Source organism: Candidatus Filomicrobium marinum (assembly GCF_000981545.1).
GTDB lineage: Bacteria > Pseudomonadota > Alphaproteobacteria > Rhizobiales > Hyphomicrobiaceae > Filomicrobium > Filomicrobium insigne.
Window position 1 is genome coordinate 3,504,956 of the sequence record NZ_LN829119.1, and the last position, 15,354, is coordinate 3,520,309.

The following is a 15,354-nucleotide window of genomic DNA, read 5'->3' on the forward strand; positions in this document are numbered from 1 at the left end:
TTGTCGAGGATTAGGTGGTATATTTCCGATCGATCTTTGGGGCGTGTTCAACTCAACCCATTCTTAGCGATTGCCTGTTCCGTGATGTGATCCTGGGCGACCGAAAACACCAAATCTCATGCCCATGTAGCTCACCACCATCGTGATCAAGCTTGAGATGAAGAGTGAGACAAGCGGGGGTGTTGTCGGTTGCGCAATGAGGATCCCAGAATAGATGGCGTAGTTCGCCGCCGCCGTCGTCCAGGCGATGCTTGCATACCCGGTGAATTCACGAACCGTCGGCGGCCGTTTTACAGCGAACGTAAACGTTCTGTGGGTCAACCAGCCGACAACCATCGCAATGGAAATCGCAAAGATACGGGAAACAAAAGGGTCGAGCCCGATGATGCGGTAGAGCAGCGCCAATATGACGGCATCGACGGTGAGGGCGAGCGTTCCAGATATAAGAAAGCGGCCACCGTGGGCTAGGGCATCGCGCATCTTTCGACCATTGGTTGGAGAAGCGTTGGCATCCTCTCTGGGATCGTCCGTCAAGGCCGCTGCTCCAGTCCCTCAGCCACGTCAGGGTGAGGTTCGCCGGGTTTGGCTGGCTGATTGGGGGTAAAACCAATCTCTTCGGCAACAAGGAAGAGTGGGCGCGCTTTCACCTCATCATAGATGCGGCCTAGATACTCGCCGATAATTCCCAGTGAAATCAATTGAACGCCCGCGAGCAGAAGGATTGAAATAATCAGGGTTGGAAATCCGGCGACATCAGTGCCGAAAATTAGAGTCTTTAATAAGAAAATCGCAGCGTAGATGAAGGCGAACGCCGAGACGAGCAGGCCGATGTAGGACCAAATGCGCAATGGGATCGTTGTAAAAGAGGCGATGCCGTCGATTGCGAAGCGTAATAGCCGGCGTGTGCTCCAACGTGACGCGTCTCCCACTTGCCGCTGGGCGACGTTATAGGGGACGCCAATAGAGCGGAAGCCGATCCAGGCAAAGAGGCCTTTGTTGAAGCGGGCGCGTTCTCCGAGCTGATTGAGGGCGTCAACGGCGCGTCGACTTAAGAGACGGAAGTCGCCCGCGTTTTCGTGTAGTTGCGTGCCGGACAGCACTTTGAAAATTGCGTAGAAGCTGCGTGCCATCATTCGGTAAGTGGCGCTGTCGGATTCCCGATCCATCCTCTGACCGTAGACATCGTCGTAACCCCGCTCCCACAGCGAAATGAATTGCGGTAACGTTTCGGGAGGATGCTGCAAGTCGGCATCCATGAGGATGACTGCATCCCCTCTAGCGTAGCGTAGCCCGGCGGCAACAGCGATTTCTTTGCCGAAGTTGCGGCTGAACGAAACGGACTTAAGACGCGGGTCAGTTTCGTTGAATTGGCGTAGCTGCGATAGCGTCGCGTCTGTTGAGCCATCGTCTATAAAGACGATCTCGTAGTCATATGTTGTCCGCTCGAGAACGGGCAGAAGCCGGGCAAGCAGCCGGGGCAGGCCGTTAGCCTCATTGAGCAACGGGATTACGATTGACAACGACTGCCTCCGGCCCGACGTCGCTATGGAGGTGGCCGGTTTGCGGACAGGCAGCTCGTCGATCTCCTTCGTCAAGAAGGCCTCGTGGTTCACAAGTCGTTAAGTATTTGCAGCGCGTTAGGCCGCATATCTTCAATGCTGCTGATTTGGCTTATTAGCTGCGCTCTGGCTAGAGCAAAGTATGTTTACTCGGTTAATCGGGATCGCCGCTTGCACATAATTTTGGAGATATCTTGCGTTGTGCGTGGGGGCGCGATTGAATCTGGCCCAAAGGTGCCGAAGCACCGGATACATGAACTAGGGAGTCTGCCACAGCATGCCGATTGAGGGGGACCTCGTCCAATTTCTTGAGCGATGGTCTGCGCAGGACCCCGAGCGTGGGGAGGTGGCGCAGGCCGTTGAGGTTATAGCGCGGGCGGCTTTGGCACTTCACGGGCTTGTGGATCGTGGTGAGCTCGCCGGGGGGCACGACGTTGTCGGGCTGAAGCCCGCGGGAGGGGATCAGCAAACCGGGCTTGATCGCCAAGCCAATGCGTTGCTGTTGGATGCGTTGCGGGACGCACCGGTCGCCGCCATGCTGAGTGAGGAAGCTGCGCGGCCCATAACGATACGGACGGACCAGCCGCTTGTCGCAGCGATCGATCCGTTGGATGGCACAACAAATATCGATACCAATGCCGCGATCGGAACAATCTTTTCAATATTGCCGCGCTTTCACGCAATGCAGTGCGGTGGGGTCGAAGACTGTTGTTTCTTTCAGCCCGGGACTAGTCAGCTCGCTGCGGGCTTTGTCGTCCATGGCTCAAGTACGCTCATGGCGCTCACCGTCCGTGAAGGGACGCATATCTTCACTTTCGATCCCGATAGCGGACGTTTTCTCCTGACGCTACGCAATGTGCAAATTCCGGCGATGGCCAGAGAATATGCAATCAACGCATCGAACTATCGACATTGGGACGAGGCGATCCGCATTTACGTCGACGACTGCTTGCAGGGCGTCGAGGGAGTGCGTGGCTGCGACTTCAACATGCGTTGGATCGGATCACTTGTTGCCGAAATCTATCGCATTTTTATGCGGGGCGGGATCTATATCTATCCGGCTGATCAACGTGAAGGCTATGAGCACGGGCGGCTTCGTCTCATCTATGAAGCCAATCCGATTGCATTGCTCGTCGAGCAGGCGGGTGGGGCAGCGTCGACAGGGCGCGAGCGCATTCTCGATATCGTTCCCAAGGCCCTGCATCAACGAGTTCCTATTCTCGTCGGGTCGCGCGCGGAGGTCGATTATGTTGATCGCCTCTATACGCATCCGCGGGCGCACGGCGAGCGCTCCCCACTCTTTGGGCGCCGCGGTTTGTTCCGCCTCTGACGGGACGTAAGGTGTGAAGATAGCGGCGCCTGCATGCTTCGCATTGTTAGGTTAAGCGCTCCTCATTCCATCCCTAGAACGTATTTCCAAAAAAGGTATCCAAGGTCATGTCAGCCAAGCATCCGATCATCTCGGTCACAGGGTCTTCAGGGGCCGGGACGACGGCAGTCAGGCAAACGTTCGAGCAGATCTTCCGCCGGGAGCGCGTCAACGCCGTGTTTCTGGAGGGAGACGCTTTTCATCGTTACGACCGCTTCGAGATGCAAAAGGCCACGGAGAAATCGACTCAAAACGGCGAGGGTGTGATCAGCCACTTCGGTGTTGAAGGCAACTTGGTCGAGGAGCTTGAGCGTACGTTCAAAACTTACGGGGAGAACGGCACCGGCCGGACTCGTCATTACGTTCATGATGACGAGGTGGCGGCACGTTTCGGTGTCCCGGTGGGGCGTTTCACTCCCTGGAAGGATCTGCCGGAGGGGTCAGATCTCATGTTCTACGAAGGGCTTCACGGCGCCCTCGTCACCAAGGACATCAACATTGCGCGCCATGCGGATCTCAAAATTGGCGTGGTGCCGGTGATCAACCTCGAATGGATACAGAAAATCCATCGCGATAAGTCGACCCGTGGGTATTCAACAGAGGCGGTGACGGACACGATCCTTCGCCGGATGCCGGATTACGTAAAATATATTTGTCCGCAGTTTTCGGAGACGGATATCAATTTTCAGCGCGTTCCAATGGTGGATACCTCTAATCCGTTCATCGCGCGGTGGATCCCGACGCTTGAGGAGTCGATGGTTGTCATCCGGTTTAAAACACCGCGTGGAATCGACTTTTCGTATTTGCTGGCGATGATCCAGGGCAGCTTCATGTCGCGGGCGAATTCGATTGTCATTCCAGGCGGCCGCATGGACCTTGCGATGCAGCTCATTCTGACGCCGATGATCATGCAGCTTGTGGAGCGGCGTCGCAGGGTCTTCTAAATTCCGCGAGAGCGAGTGGACGCGCATGACGTCCGTTCTCTGAAAAGGATGTCTGATTTTGAGCCGACCTACCGGTGGCAAAAGCGCGAAGGGGACCGGTTCCAATCCCAATCCGTTTGCTGAGCCGCTCCCCGTCGACGAGGTGTTGGAACAGCTGTCGGATACCCTGTCTCAGGGGACCAGCGCCGTTCTGGTGGCTCCGCCGGGTGCAGGTAAAACGACGCGTGTGCCTTTGGCGCTGCTTGACGCTCCGTGGCTGGATGGCCGCAAAATCATCGTTCTGGAGCCTCGACGCATTGCTGCTCGCGGTGCTGCGGAGCGGATGGCCAGGAGCCTGGGAGAGGAACTCGGTGAGACCGTAGGACTCCGGGCGCGCCTCAACTCGCGGGTGGGGCGTAAGACCCGGGTCGAGGTTGTCACGGAAGGCGTGTTCACACGCATGATCCTCGATGATCCGATGCTCGAAGGCATTGGGGCTGTTCTTTTCGATGAGTTTCACGAGCGATCATTGGATGCCGATCTGGGATTGGCGCTCACGCTGGATGTGCGACGGGGACTGCGACAGGACCTGCGTATTTTGGTCATGTCGGCGACGCTGGCGGCTGATCGCGTCGCGGGCTTATTGGATGGTGCGCCGGTCATTGTCAGTGAGGGGCGGAGCTATCCGGTAGAAACACGCTATCTCGGGCGCAGTGTTGAGCGGCGTATTGAGGACCAGGTCAAAGACGCGATTATGCGGGCAGTCCGTTCGGAGCCTGGATCCGTGCTTGCGTTTCTACCAGGCCAACGGGAAATCATACGCGTCGCGGAAGCTCTAGAAGAGACGATGAAGGGGGATGTCATCCTTGCCCCCCTTTATGGCGCTATGGATCCACGCGACCAGGACCAAGCTATTGCGCCAGCACCGGTGGGTAAACGAAAGGTCGTGCTTGCGACCGCGATCGCTGAAACTTCTCTCACAATCGAAGGCATTCGCGTTGTGGTCGACAGCGGCTTGGCGCGGGTGCCGCAGTTTGAGCCTGATGTTGGGGTGACGCGGCTTGTTACGGTTCGCGCGCCGCTTTCGTCCGTGGACCAGAGACGTGGCCGGGCGGGGCGTATGGAGCCCGGCGTCTGCTATCGTTTGTGGGATGAAGCACAGACTTCATCGCTTTCTCGGTTTCCCGAGCCTGAAATTCGAACGGCAGATCTCACGGGGCTTCTGCTCGATTGTGCCGATTGGGGCGTCGTGGATCCGACTTCTCTCTCTTGGCTCGATGCACCTCCTTCGGCTGCGCTTGATGCAGCACGCAGCCAGTTGGTCGCGCTTGGTGCGCTTGATCTTGAAGGCCGCCTCACGGACGTGGGGCGTGCTCTGCGCGCACTCCCATTACCTCCGCGATTGGCGCGCATGGTATTTGCTGCCGTAGAGGATGGCTGTGAAGATGAGGCTGCCGAAATTGCGGCGGTGATCGTCGAGCGGGGGATCGGCGGCAACGACACCGATCTGGCGGTCAGGCTTGCTAAGTTTCGTAGAGATTCCTCACGCCGGGTAAAGGACATGCGCCGTTTAGCAGGGGAGTGGGCGCGTGTGGCGCGCAGTCTCGTCTCACTGCGGAAGCCAATCTCTCTACGCGACATCGGTTTGGCTGGTCATCTGGCGCGCGCTTATCCTGATCGCATCGCGAAATCACGTGGTTCGGATGGCCAGTACTTATTGGTCAACGGCCGCGGTGCGCGTCTCGATACGGCTGATGCTTTGGCGCGTTCTCCTTATCTCGTTGTCGCTGATTTGCAGGGTAGTGCCGCCGCCACCCGTATTTTGTTGGCAGTGCAGGCGAGCGAGGATGACATCGTCGCGATTGCTGGCGCGCGTATGACATCGTCGGTGGAACTCGCTTTCGATACACCGTCATCGAGTGTGCGCGGACGGGAGGTGCAAAAGCTTGGGGCAATTACTTTGTCCGCTAAGCCGATGCAGGTCCGGGCGAGCGAAGAGACGCAAGAGCTGCTTGCGGAGGGGCTGGCAAAGATCGGGATCGCGGCACTTCCTTGGAGCAAGGCGCAAATTCAACTCAGGGCTCGTGTTGCCTTTTTGAGAGCGGAGTCGCCGACTGATTGGCCGGACTTGGGCGATGCAGCGCTCGCTGAAACGGTTCAGCTTTGGCTGGCGCCGTTTCTGGCTGGAAAGCTGCGGGCAAGTGACCTCAACGCGGGGGATCTTTCGGCGGGTTTGGATATGCTGCTGTCGTGGGAACAACGGCGAGACCTCGATGAGGAAGCGCCGACGCATTTCCTTGCCCCGACCGGCAATCGACACGCTATCGACTATGAAACGGCGGGGGCACCGGCACTGCATATCCGGGTGCAGGAATTGTTTGGGCTGACGGAACATCCCGCGATCGCCAAAGGGCGTCTCCCTCTGACGCTGCACCTTCTTTCGCCTGCCCACCGTCCTATCCAGATCACGCGCGATCTGCCCGGATTCTGGGCGGGGTCCTGGGCGGCCGTCCGCGCGGACATGAAGGGGAGGTATCCCAAGCACGTCTGGCCGGATGATCCAGCGCGCGCAGAAGCGACCCACCGTGCAAAGCCGCGGCGCTGAAATTGATCAGACATTCCCTTGCTTTGTACGATTGTCGCGGCAGGGGGCCTGCTTCAATTTGTCGGGGCCTACTCACGACTTAGCTGACAACAAACTGTCACACACTACCGTTTATCACTGCGGCGACGTTGTGGACGCGCACTAACGGTTGCTTTTTGCAGCCATATCGGGCTAGCGAACGCAGTAACCGGGTAGGTGCCTGGACGGTCCTACCATAGAGCGATGGGGGTTGGTTCGTGAAAATCTGCATGATTGGTGCCGGTTACGTGGGTCTCGTGTCGGCGGCGTGCTTTTCCGAGTTTGGTTTCGACGTAACCTGCGTCGACAATAACCCCGAGCGCCTGAAGCAGATGGAAGAAGGCCGCTCTCCCATTTATGAGCCGGGGCTCGACGATCTGATGGCGCGCAATATTGCCGCTGGCCGTCTACGCTTCTCAGGGGATCTGGGACCGGCAGTAAAGGCTGCCGATATCGTGTTTCTCGCCGTTGGTACGCCGATGCGTCGTGGTGATGGGCACGCGGATCTGTCTTACGTCTACGGGGCCGTCGAAGAACTAGCACCGTATCTGGATGGCTTCACAGTCATTACGACGAAATCGACTGTACCTGTCGGGACAAGCCGTGAAATCCAGCGTCGACTTGCGGCCTTAAGGCCAGATGCCGAATACGCCGTTTGCTCGAATCCCGAGTTCCTGCGGGAGGGGTCGGCGATTCAGGACTTTACCCATCCGGATCGGGTGCTCGTTGGTCTCGATGATGCGCGAGCACAAGAAGTGATGGAGAAGCTTTATAAGCCTCTCTCTATCCGGAATGCTCCGGTTATGTTTGTGTCACGCGAGTCTGCGGAGCTGGCTAAGTACGCGGCCAATGCGTTCCTGGCGCTTAAAATCAGCTTCATCAACGAAATCGCGGACCTTTGTGAAGAGGTTGGCGCAAACGTGCAGGAAGTCGCCTCTGCTATCGGCAAAGATCGGCGTATTGGCGATAAGTTTTTGCACCCTGGGCCCGGTTACGGTGGGTCGTGCTTCCCGAAGGATGTGTCAGCGATCATCCGTACCGCACGGGAAAGCAAGTCGCCCTTGTCGATCATTGAACAAGTGCAAATCGTCAATGACGAGCGCAAGATCGCAATGGCCGGCCGTATCGTGAAGGCGGCTAACGGTTCGGTGCGCGATAAGACGATCGCGGTGCTTGGGGTTACGTTCAAACCCAACACGGATGATATGCGCGATGCTCCAAGCTTAGTGATTGTGCCCATGCTGCAGGAGCGTGGAGCCACCGTGCGAGTCTATGACCCGCAAGGCCAAAAGCAAGCTGAGCCTCTGTTGCCCGGCGTTACGTGGTGTGCGGATGCCAACGATGCGATCTTAGGGGCTGATGTCGCGGTGGTGCTGACGGAATGGAACGAGTTTCGTGCTTTGGACCTGAAGGCTGCACGTGCACGCATGTCCGGTGATGTGCTCGTTGATCTTCGCAATATTTTCAGCGCGGACGCTGCACAAGCCGCGGGCTTGCGTTACCACAGCATTGGGCGGCCGGTCTCCGCTGACTAAATCAGCTTGCCGGGATTGAGAATGCCTTGTGGATCGAAAGTCTGCTTGAGCTGACGCATTAGGTCCAGTTCAACTTGACTGCGGAAGTGTGTGAGCGCTTCGCGTTTCATTCGGCCAATGCCGTGTTCTGCCGAAATCGAGCCACCAAGTTCGGTGACGAGGGTGTGAACCGCTTCATTCATCGGTTCCCACAGCTTGAGATAGGCGGCCTTATCCATCTCTAACGGCTGTGAAATATTGTAGTGAATGTTGCCGTCGCCAAAATGACCGAACACGATCGGGCGGCATCCGGGGCAGATGCTCTCCACAATGGGGGCTGCACGCGCGATGAATTCGGGAATGCGTCCGACGGGCACGGAAATGTCGTGCTTGATGCTGCCGCCTTCGAACCGTTGGGCTTCGGACAGCGTCTCGCGGAGTTTCCAAAGGGCTTCGGATTGCGAGATAGACCTTGCAAGGACCGCGTCGGTGATGAGCCCGTTCTCAAGCGCCTCGCCAAGCACCGTCTGCATCAGATCGTCGGGTTCTCCGATCTGCGCGGTGCTCGAGATTTCGATTAATACGTACCATGGCTGGTTCAGGTCGTTAAACGGCGTGCGGGCGCCTTCGACATGACGTAAAACGACGTCCAGAGATTCTCGGGAAATGAACTCGAAAGCCGTCAGGTTGTGACCGGCGGCGCGCTCAGCGGCGCGAAAAAACTGGAGCGCTGCATCCAGGCGGGGAAGAGCGACGAGTGCGGTGGATTTCGTGGCTGGCGCCGGAAAGAGTTTCAAAACAGCGGCGGTGATAATACCGAGCGTGCCTTCGGAGCCGACGAAGAGCTGTTTCAGGTCGTAGCCCGTGTTGTCCTTCTTCAAGGCGCGCAGGCCATCCCAAACGCGCCCATCGGCCAGTACAACTTCAAGGCCCAAGACGAGCTGACGTGCGGAGCCATAGGCTAGGACGGCGACACCGCCGGCGTTTGTTGCGAGGTTTCCGCCGATTGTACATGTTCCCTCAGATGCGAGGCTTAATGGAAAAAGGCGATCGACTGCAGCCGCTCGGGCCTGGACTTCCGCGAGCGTGACGCCAGCTTCTGCAGTCATGTGGCCAGCATCAGCATTGACGTCGCGGATACGATGCAAGCGATTGGTTGTCAGAATGATCTCGTAGCCGGTTTCCGCCGGAATCTGTCCGCCGACAAGCCCCGTATTTCCACCTTGTGTGACGATGGCGAAACGTTTGCGATTTGCGATCTCCATGATGGCGGAGACCTCGGCAGTAGATCCCGGGCGCAGCACGAGCGGCGTGCGGCCCACATAACGACCGCGCCATTCGCGCAGGAATGGCGCTTGATCGTGCGGGTCGGTTAACGCGTGCTCGTGGCCGACAATCGCAATCAGCTGTTCAATTGCGGAAGGTGAAGGTGGCAAGAGTCCGGAGATGGACCGATCGTTCATTCGTTATGCTCGCGGTTTGCGAACCGGCTGATTGCCCGATTGGGGAGAGCCTGTCCGTTTGCCGCTAATGCTTATCAATAATCCCCTTCATTTCCAGGGTTCGAATAATTTCATCAACCAGGGCTTCTGGGGCGAGGGTGCCGCCCTGGAGCCGAAGTTCTGGATTTTCCGGCGCTTCGTAAGGGGACGAGATGCCGGTGAAGTTCGCGATTTCGCCCGCGCGGGCCTTGCGATATAGGCCTTTTGGATCGCGCGTTTCGCAGATTTCCAAAGGGGTGTCGACGAACAGCTCAAAAAACTCGCTGTCTTCAAAACGCTCGCGGGCCAGGCGCCGTTCAGCCCGGAACGGGGAAATGAACGAGACGAGGGTTAGAAGCCCAGCGTCAACCATGAGACGCGCGACTTCTGCAACACGGCGGATATTCTCGACGCGATCCGATTCGGTGAAGCCAAGGTCGCGGTTCAGTCCGTGGCGTACGTTGTCGCCATCGAGAATGTATGTGTGACGGCCGAGGGCGTGGAGGCGCTTTTCGAGCAAGTTGGCGACCGTGGATTTTCCCGAGCCAGAAAGGCCCGTAAACCAAATGCAGCAGGCCTTCTGGCCTTTCATCGCGGCGCGCTGGTGTTTGTCGATATCAACGGCTTGCCAATGGATGTTGTGCGCGCGGCGCAGCGCGAAGCGGATCATACCGGCGCCGACTGTTTCATTTGTAAGTCGGTCGATAAGGATGAAACCGCCGGCCTCGCGATTATCAGCGTAAGTGTCGAAGACAATGGGCTTAGACAGCGAGAGATTACAGAGGCCGATTGCGTTGAGCTCCATTTCGCGACCTGCGGTGTGCTCCAACGTTTCAACGTTGATCTTGTGTTTGAGCTCGCTGATCTGACAGACGGTCGATTGCTGACCACAACGGAGAATGTAGGGGCGTCCACGCATGAGCGGACGTTCGCTCATCCAGACGATGTCGGCTGCGAATTGGTCGGCGACCTCGGCCCGCACATCCGCAGCGCAAATCACATCGCCGCGGCTTACGTCGATTTCGTCTGCAAGTGTTAGAACCACCGCGTCGCCAACGGTGGCGCGTTCCAAATCGCCATCATAAGTCACGATGCTTGCGACTTGGGTCGATCGCCCGGCGGGAAGTACCGTGATCCTGTCACCAACGCTTACGGATCCTGCTTGGATCGTACCAGCATAGCCGCGGAAATCGAGGTCCGGACGACACACCCATTGAACCGGCATCCGCAGCGGTGCGGAGGCTATCGAGCTGTCAACAACGACGCTTTCCAGATGCTGGAGAAGAGCGGGGCCACGATACCAAGGTGTGCGTACGCTCAAGGATGAGATGTTGTCGCCATCGAGTGCCGAGATCGGAATTGCAGTGATGTTCGTGAGGCCAAGTTCTGCGGCGAAAGTTCTGTAGTTGCTTTCGATTTCGGCAAATCGCGTCTGATCGAAGCCCGCAAGATCCATTTTATTGATGGCCAGGACGATGTGTTTGATGCCGAGCAAGTGGGCGATGCAGCTGTGTCGTCGTGTTTGGGTGATGACGCCTTTTCTGGCATCGACAAGTATGATTGCAAGGTCGGCGCTCGATGCTCCAGTGACCATATTGCGCGTGTATTGTTCGTGACCCGGAGTGTCGGCGACGATGAACTTGCGTTTGGATGTTGCGAAGTATCGATATGCAACGTCGATTGTGATGCCTTGTTCGCGCTCGGCTTGCAGGCCGTCGACAAGCAATGCCAGGTCAATCTCACGACCGGTTGTGCCGTAACTGCGGCTTTCGTTTTCCAGTGCTTCCAGAGTATCGTCATGGACCAGCTGGCAATCGTAAAGCATGCGGCCAATGAGCGTGCTCTTACCGTCGTCGACGCTGCCGCACGTCAGGAAGCGCAGGAGCGGCATGTTGGCTTCAGCCGCTTCATTAGTGGCTGAAATCGTTGGCGAAGAATTTGGGGTGAAGCGGCTTACGGCGGTCTCTGCCATTAGAAGTACCCCTCCTCCTTCTTCTTCTCCATCGAGCCGGATTGGTCGCGGTCGATGACCCGGCCCTGCCGTTCAGATGTGCGTGACGCTTCGAGTTCGGCGATGATTTCTTCGACGGTTGTAGCTTCGGATACGATGGCGCCCGTGAGCGGATAGCAGCCGAGCGTGCGGAAGCGCACCATACGTTGTTGCGGGATCTCGCCGGGTTTCAGCGGCAAACGGTTGTCGTCCACCATAATGAGTGCACCGTCGCGCTCAACGATGGGGCGCGGGGCGGCGAGGTATAATGGGACGATCGGAATCTCTTCTTGCGCGATGTAGTCCCACACGTCGCGTTCGGTCCAATTCGATAGGGGGAACACGCGCATGTTTTCCCCAGGCGCCAAGCGACCATTGTAGAGATGCCAGAGTTCCGGGCGTTGCTGTTTGGGGTCCCAACGGTGATCGGCTGTGCGGTGAGAGAATATCCGCTCTTTAGCGCGCGACTTTTCCTCGTCACGGCGCGCGCCACCGATTGCAGCATCGAAGCGATATTTCTCAAGTGCCCGACGCAAACCTTGCGTCTTCATGACGTCCGTATGCAGAGCGCTGCCGTGGCTTATTGGACCGATGCCCTGCTCGATGCCTTCCTGATTCATGTGGACGATCAGTTCGAGACCGTACCGGTGCGCGACGTTATCGCGAAAGGCGATCATTTCGCGGAACTTCCAGCCGGTATCGACATGAAGCAAAGGGAAGGGCGGTTTCGCGGGATAAAAGGCTTTGAGTGCGAGATGCAGCAGGACGGAGGAATCCTTGCCGATCGAGTACATCATCACTGGACGCTCGAATTGACCTGCGACTTCGCGAAAGATATGGATCGCTTCCGACTCCAAGTCTCTCAGATGATCGGTATTTCTCACAGAATTTGGTCCCTCGCTCCCCTGTGCCGATGGCATACTCAACTTTGAAAGCCGCTGTAGGGCCCGCAGTCAAGATCCGACTGTTAGCTTATGGGCTATTGTGGGCTTGGTTTGACCAAGGGGAATGGGGCTGTGGTTACGCGAGTGGCCCGTGAGCCACAGCTGCAAATGGCACTCCGTTGGCCTTATCCGGTATGTCGGGCCGAGACCATTAGCTTAAGTGTGCGCCGTCTTCATCATATTTTGAAGGCGGCTTATGTGTTGCGCGGGATAACCTGCTCTATCTCCTAAGATCCTTCAGTGAGACGTTATGGCGATCTCCGAGGCAGGGCCGACTGATATGAAGTGCAATGCGATAGGTGATGATGTGAACCTCACGATAACCTCGAAAGCTGACGCCGGCGGAAAACCAGCCGAAGCGGCGCTTGATATTGCGAAGCAATGCCAAACGTGGCTTCGCGAAGGCTGGACGATCGGCCTAGCGACTGTCGCGGACACCTGGGGATCGTCACCTGTTCCAATCGGCGGTCAGATGGTGATAGCCGATGGTGCAAATTTCCAGGGATCGGTTTCGGGTGGCTGTGTCGAAAACGAGGTGATCGTGGCGGCGACCGAGATCATTGAGACCGGTACGCCGCGGCTGCTGGAATTCGGCATCACCAATGAGACGGCTTGGCAGGCCGGGCTGCCGTGTGGCGGGCGCATTATGGTGTTTGTCGAGCGGCTTACGCCAGATGATGATTTGGCTTTCATCGATGAAGTGATTACGGCGCGCGAAGGTCGTCGTCCGATCGTCGCGTTGCGTCAGCTTGATACGGGTCAGCGAGACCTTTTCAAGCCGGGCGATAACGCGCCAGCTGAAGTCAAGGAGCGATTGGCTTCCGGGCATAGTGGGCTAGCCCAAGTGGATGGACGTAAAGTCTTCCTTCAGGCCGTGGTGCCCCGTGCTCGTATCATCGTTATCGGAGGAACGCACACAGCTCAGGCTCTCGCATCGATGGCACCGTTGGTTGACCTTGATGTTGTCATCGTCGATCCCCGTGAGGCGTATGCAGCCTTGCCGCGTTTTCGAGATCGAAACGTTATTGTTGCCTGGCCACAGGATGCGATACCGGAACTTGGCCTTGATGAGTATTCGGCCGTGGTTACGCTTTCGCATGTCGAGCACATTGACGATGAAGCGCTCAAGTTGGCGGTGAAGAGTGACTGTCGCTATATCGGAGCGCTGGGGTCCACACGTAATCACGTAAGACGCCGAGAGCGGCTCGCTGCTGCCGGCCTTGCGTCTGAAGAAATCGATCGTGTGCACTCGCCGGTTGGGCTCGACATTGGGGCGCGGACGCCTGAAGAGATTGCGCTTTCAATCCTAGCTGAAATTGTCCTGACTTATCGGGGACCGCGGAGAAAATGAAAATTGGCTGTGTCATCCCGGCGGCTGGCTTTTCGCGTCGGTTTGGCGCTGCCGACAAGCTTACCGCGGAACTCGATGGGACAGCATTGGTACGCAAGGTCTGCGAAGCCGTTGTCGCGAGCCGCGTTGCAGTATGCCTCGTCGTAACGCAGCCCGCCGCCGTGAATGTGGTTACGGCGCTCCTCGGACTTCCGGTTTCCATCGTTGAAAATCCGAAAGCCGCGTTGGGGATGGGAACTTCGATCGCCGCGGGGGTTGCGGCATTGGACACAAGTGTCTCCGGGGCGTTCGTCCTGCCAGCGGATATGCCGGGCATGACGTCGGAATTTTTAGATCAATTGATCGCGTGCTTTGCAAGCGAGGGTGGGCGCAAGATCATTGTGCCGGTGACACCGAGCGGCGAACAGCGCAATCCTGTTTTGTGGCCGGCAGCGCATTTCGAAGCGTTGAAAGCTCTCGGCTCTGAGGGCGGCAAGAAGCTTCTCGATGAGCTGCGTGAACAGGTCGTTCAAGTTCCGCAAAGCGATGCCAGTTTGTTCGCAGATGTCGATACGCCGGAGGACTTTGTTCGTTTGCTGGGTGGGCGTGTCCACTGAACGAGGTCAGGGCGCGGGCCTCAAGACTTCGATCGTCATCTTCCAGCGCGCGTGCTTTTCGCGCTCCTTAAGCCAATATGCCGCGAGGTCCGGTCCGGATAGCCATTCTCCGCTTAGGCTGTTCTTCTTTCTGTAGTTTTGCCAGTCAGCGGATGTGAAAACCCGTTTGAATAGATCGGCGTAGTAGGCTTGAGCTGCTTTGGTCATGGAGGGTGGCCCGACGACAGAGCGCTGCATGAAGTAGTTGAAGTCCATGCCGGTTTCCCGAAGAGTGGGAGTAGATTGGAATTGGGTGATCCTTGCCGGGGTAATGGCTACGATTGGCTTGGTAATGCCGGCTTCGTAGTACTTGCGTTGCTCAGACGGATTGTTGACCGTCGAGTCGCACAGCTTCTCGGTTAGCTCCTTGGCTACCGCGCCGCCGCCTTTGAGGGCGCGATAGGACATGTCGAGTCCGAAGGTGGCATTCAAGAACTCCGTCAGTAAATGATCTTCAGCTCCTGTCCCCGTACCGGACATGACCCAATCCTTACCCTTGGTGCGTGCCTCGCGTACGAAGTCCTCGATCGTGTTGATGTCTTTGCGGTCTGTATGCACCCAGAGCAGAAACACATCTTCGGCCAAACGCGCGATGGGTGCGAAGGCGCCGATGTCGATCTTGAGTTCCGGTTTATCAATGGGTGTTGTGTAGAAGCTATTGAGCGTGAACAGAATTATATGGTCGTCGCCAGCGCGTCGCTGCAACTCCTGAAGTGCGTCTGCGCCGGAGTTGCCTGGAATGTTCACGACCTCGAATTTTGCCTTGGTCAGTTGATTGCGTTCGATGAGATCGACAATGAAGCGGGTGGCCTTGTCCGCACCGCCGTCGCGACCCGCCATTACAATAAACGTTACGGGCTTGTTTGGTTGCCATTGAGCCGCTGCTGTTACGCATGTGGAGAGCAAAGCGGCCAGGATGAAGGCTACGCCTATCCTGAGTTGGCGAAGATGCAATCGCAGCATCC

12 protein-coding genes are annotated in these 15,354 nt (G+C 57.4%); 6 read left to right on the forward strand and 6 right to left on the reverse strand.

The features are described from left to right. Positions 1 to 63 precede the first annotated feature (63 nt). Positions 64 to 534 (reverse strand): GtrA family protein, encoded by a 471-nt coding sequence (locus YBN1229_RS16335; RefSeq protein ID WP_090228452.1) that lies wholly within the window; start codon positions 532 to 534, stop codon positions 64 to 66. Continuing rightward, positions 531 to 1,595, reverse strand: coding sequence for a glycosyltransferase family 2 protein (locus YBN1229_RS16340; RefSeq protein WP_244464951.1), 1,065 nt, complete (start codon positions 1,593 to 1,595; stop codon positions 531 to 533). Before YBN1229_RS16340 ends, YBN1229_RS16335 begins: the two co-directional genes overlap by 4 nt. 241 nt (positions 1,596 to 1,836) lie before the next feature. On the opposite strand from YBN1229_RS16340, the gene YBN1229_RS16345 reads away from it, so the two are divergent. The 4 genes from YBN1229_RS16345 (at position 1,837) to YBN1229_RS16360 (ending at position 8,009) form a co-directional block, all read left to right on the forward strand. Beyond that, a complete protein-coding gene (locus YBN1229_RS16345) occupies positions 1,837 to 2,889 on the forward strand; it encodes a class 1 fructose-bisphosphatase (protein WP_052744025.1) in 1,053 nt (350 codons plus the stop codon). A 107-nt stretch (positions 2,890 to 2,996) separates the two neighbouring features. Continuing rightward, positions 2,997 to 3,872, forward strand: a complete 876-nt coding sequence (locus YBN1229_RS16350) for a phosphoribulokinase (RefSeq protein ID WP_046479287.1) — start codon at positions 2,997 to 2,999, stop codon at positions 3,870 to 3,872. Positions 3,873 to 3,930: 58 nt separating this feature from the next. Then, a complete protein-coding gene (gene hrpB, locus YBN1229_RS16355; protein ID WP_046479288.1) occupies positions 3,931 to 6,456 on the forward strand; it encodes an ATP-dependent helicase HrpB in 2,526 nt (841 codons plus the stop codon). A 236-nt stretch (positions 6,457 to 6,692) separates the two neighbouring features. Then, positions 6,693 to 8,009 (forward strand): UDP-glucose dehydrogenase family protein, encoded by a 1,317-nt coding sequence (locus YBN1229_RS16360; protein WP_046479289.1) that lies wholly within the window; start codon positions 6,693 to 6,695, stop codon positions 8,007 to 8,009. Here the strand turns inward: YBN1229_RS16360 and YBN1229_RS16365 are convergent. The 3 genes from YBN1229_RS16365 to cysD form a co-directional block, all read right to left on the reverse strand. Continuing rightward, positions 8,006 to 9,451 carry an FAD-binding oxidoreductase gene (locus YBN1229_RS16365; protein ID WP_046479290.1) on the reverse strand — a complete coding sequence of 482 codons (1,446 nt, stop codon included), beginning with the start codon at positions 9,449 to 9,451 and terminating at the stop codon, positions 8,006 to 8,008. The genes YBN1229_RS16360 and YBN1229_RS16365 overlap by 4 nt on opposite strands. A 64-nt stretch (positions 9,452 to 9,515) precedes the next feature. Further along, entirely contained in the window at positions 9,516 to 11,441 is a 1,926-nt protein-coding gene (cysN, locus tag YBN1229_RS16370; protein ID WP_082101182.1) for a sulfate adenylyltransferase subunit CysN, read from the reverse strand. After that, positions 11,441 to 12,379: a sulfate adenylyltransferase subunit CysD gene (gene cysD / locus YBN1229_RS16375; RefSeq protein WP_046479291.1), complete on the reverse strand. Its 939-nt coding sequence runs from the start codon at positions 12,377 to 12,379 to the stop codon at positions 11,441 to 11,443. The genes cysN and cysD overlap by 1 nt, the downstream gene beginning before the upstream one ends. Before the next feature lie 274 nt (positions 12,380 to 12,653). Between cysD and YBN1229_RS16380 the strand changes: the two genes are divergently transcribed. Together YBN1229_RS16380 and YBN1229_RS16385 are read left to right on the forward strand one after the other, a co-directional pair. Next, positions 12,654 to 13,754, forward strand: coding sequence for an XdhC family protein (locus YBN1229_RS16380; protein WP_152025028.1), 1,101 nt, complete (start codon positions 12,654 to 12,656; stop codon positions 13,752 to 13,754). Then, on the forward strand, positions 13,751 to 14,350 hold the full coding sequence (locus YBN1229_RS16385) for a nucleotidyltransferase family protein (protein WP_046479292.1): 600 nt from the start codon (positions 13,751 to 13,753) through the stop codon (positions 14,348 to 14,350). The genes YBN1229_RS16380 and YBN1229_RS16385 overlap by 4 nt, the downstream gene beginning before the upstream one ends. A 6-nt stretch (positions 14,351 to 14,356) precedes the next feature. Here the strand turns inward: YBN1229_RS16385 and YBN1229_RS16390 are convergent, their stop codons facing one another. Beyond that, positions 14,357 to 15,352, reverse strand: a complete 996-nt coding sequence (locus YBN1229_RS16390) for a Bug family tripartite tricarboxylate transporter substrate binding protein (RefSeq protein WP_046479293.1) — start codon at positions 15,350 to 15,352, stop codon at positions 14,357 to 14,359. Positions 15,353 to 15,354: the final 2 nt, after the last annotated feature.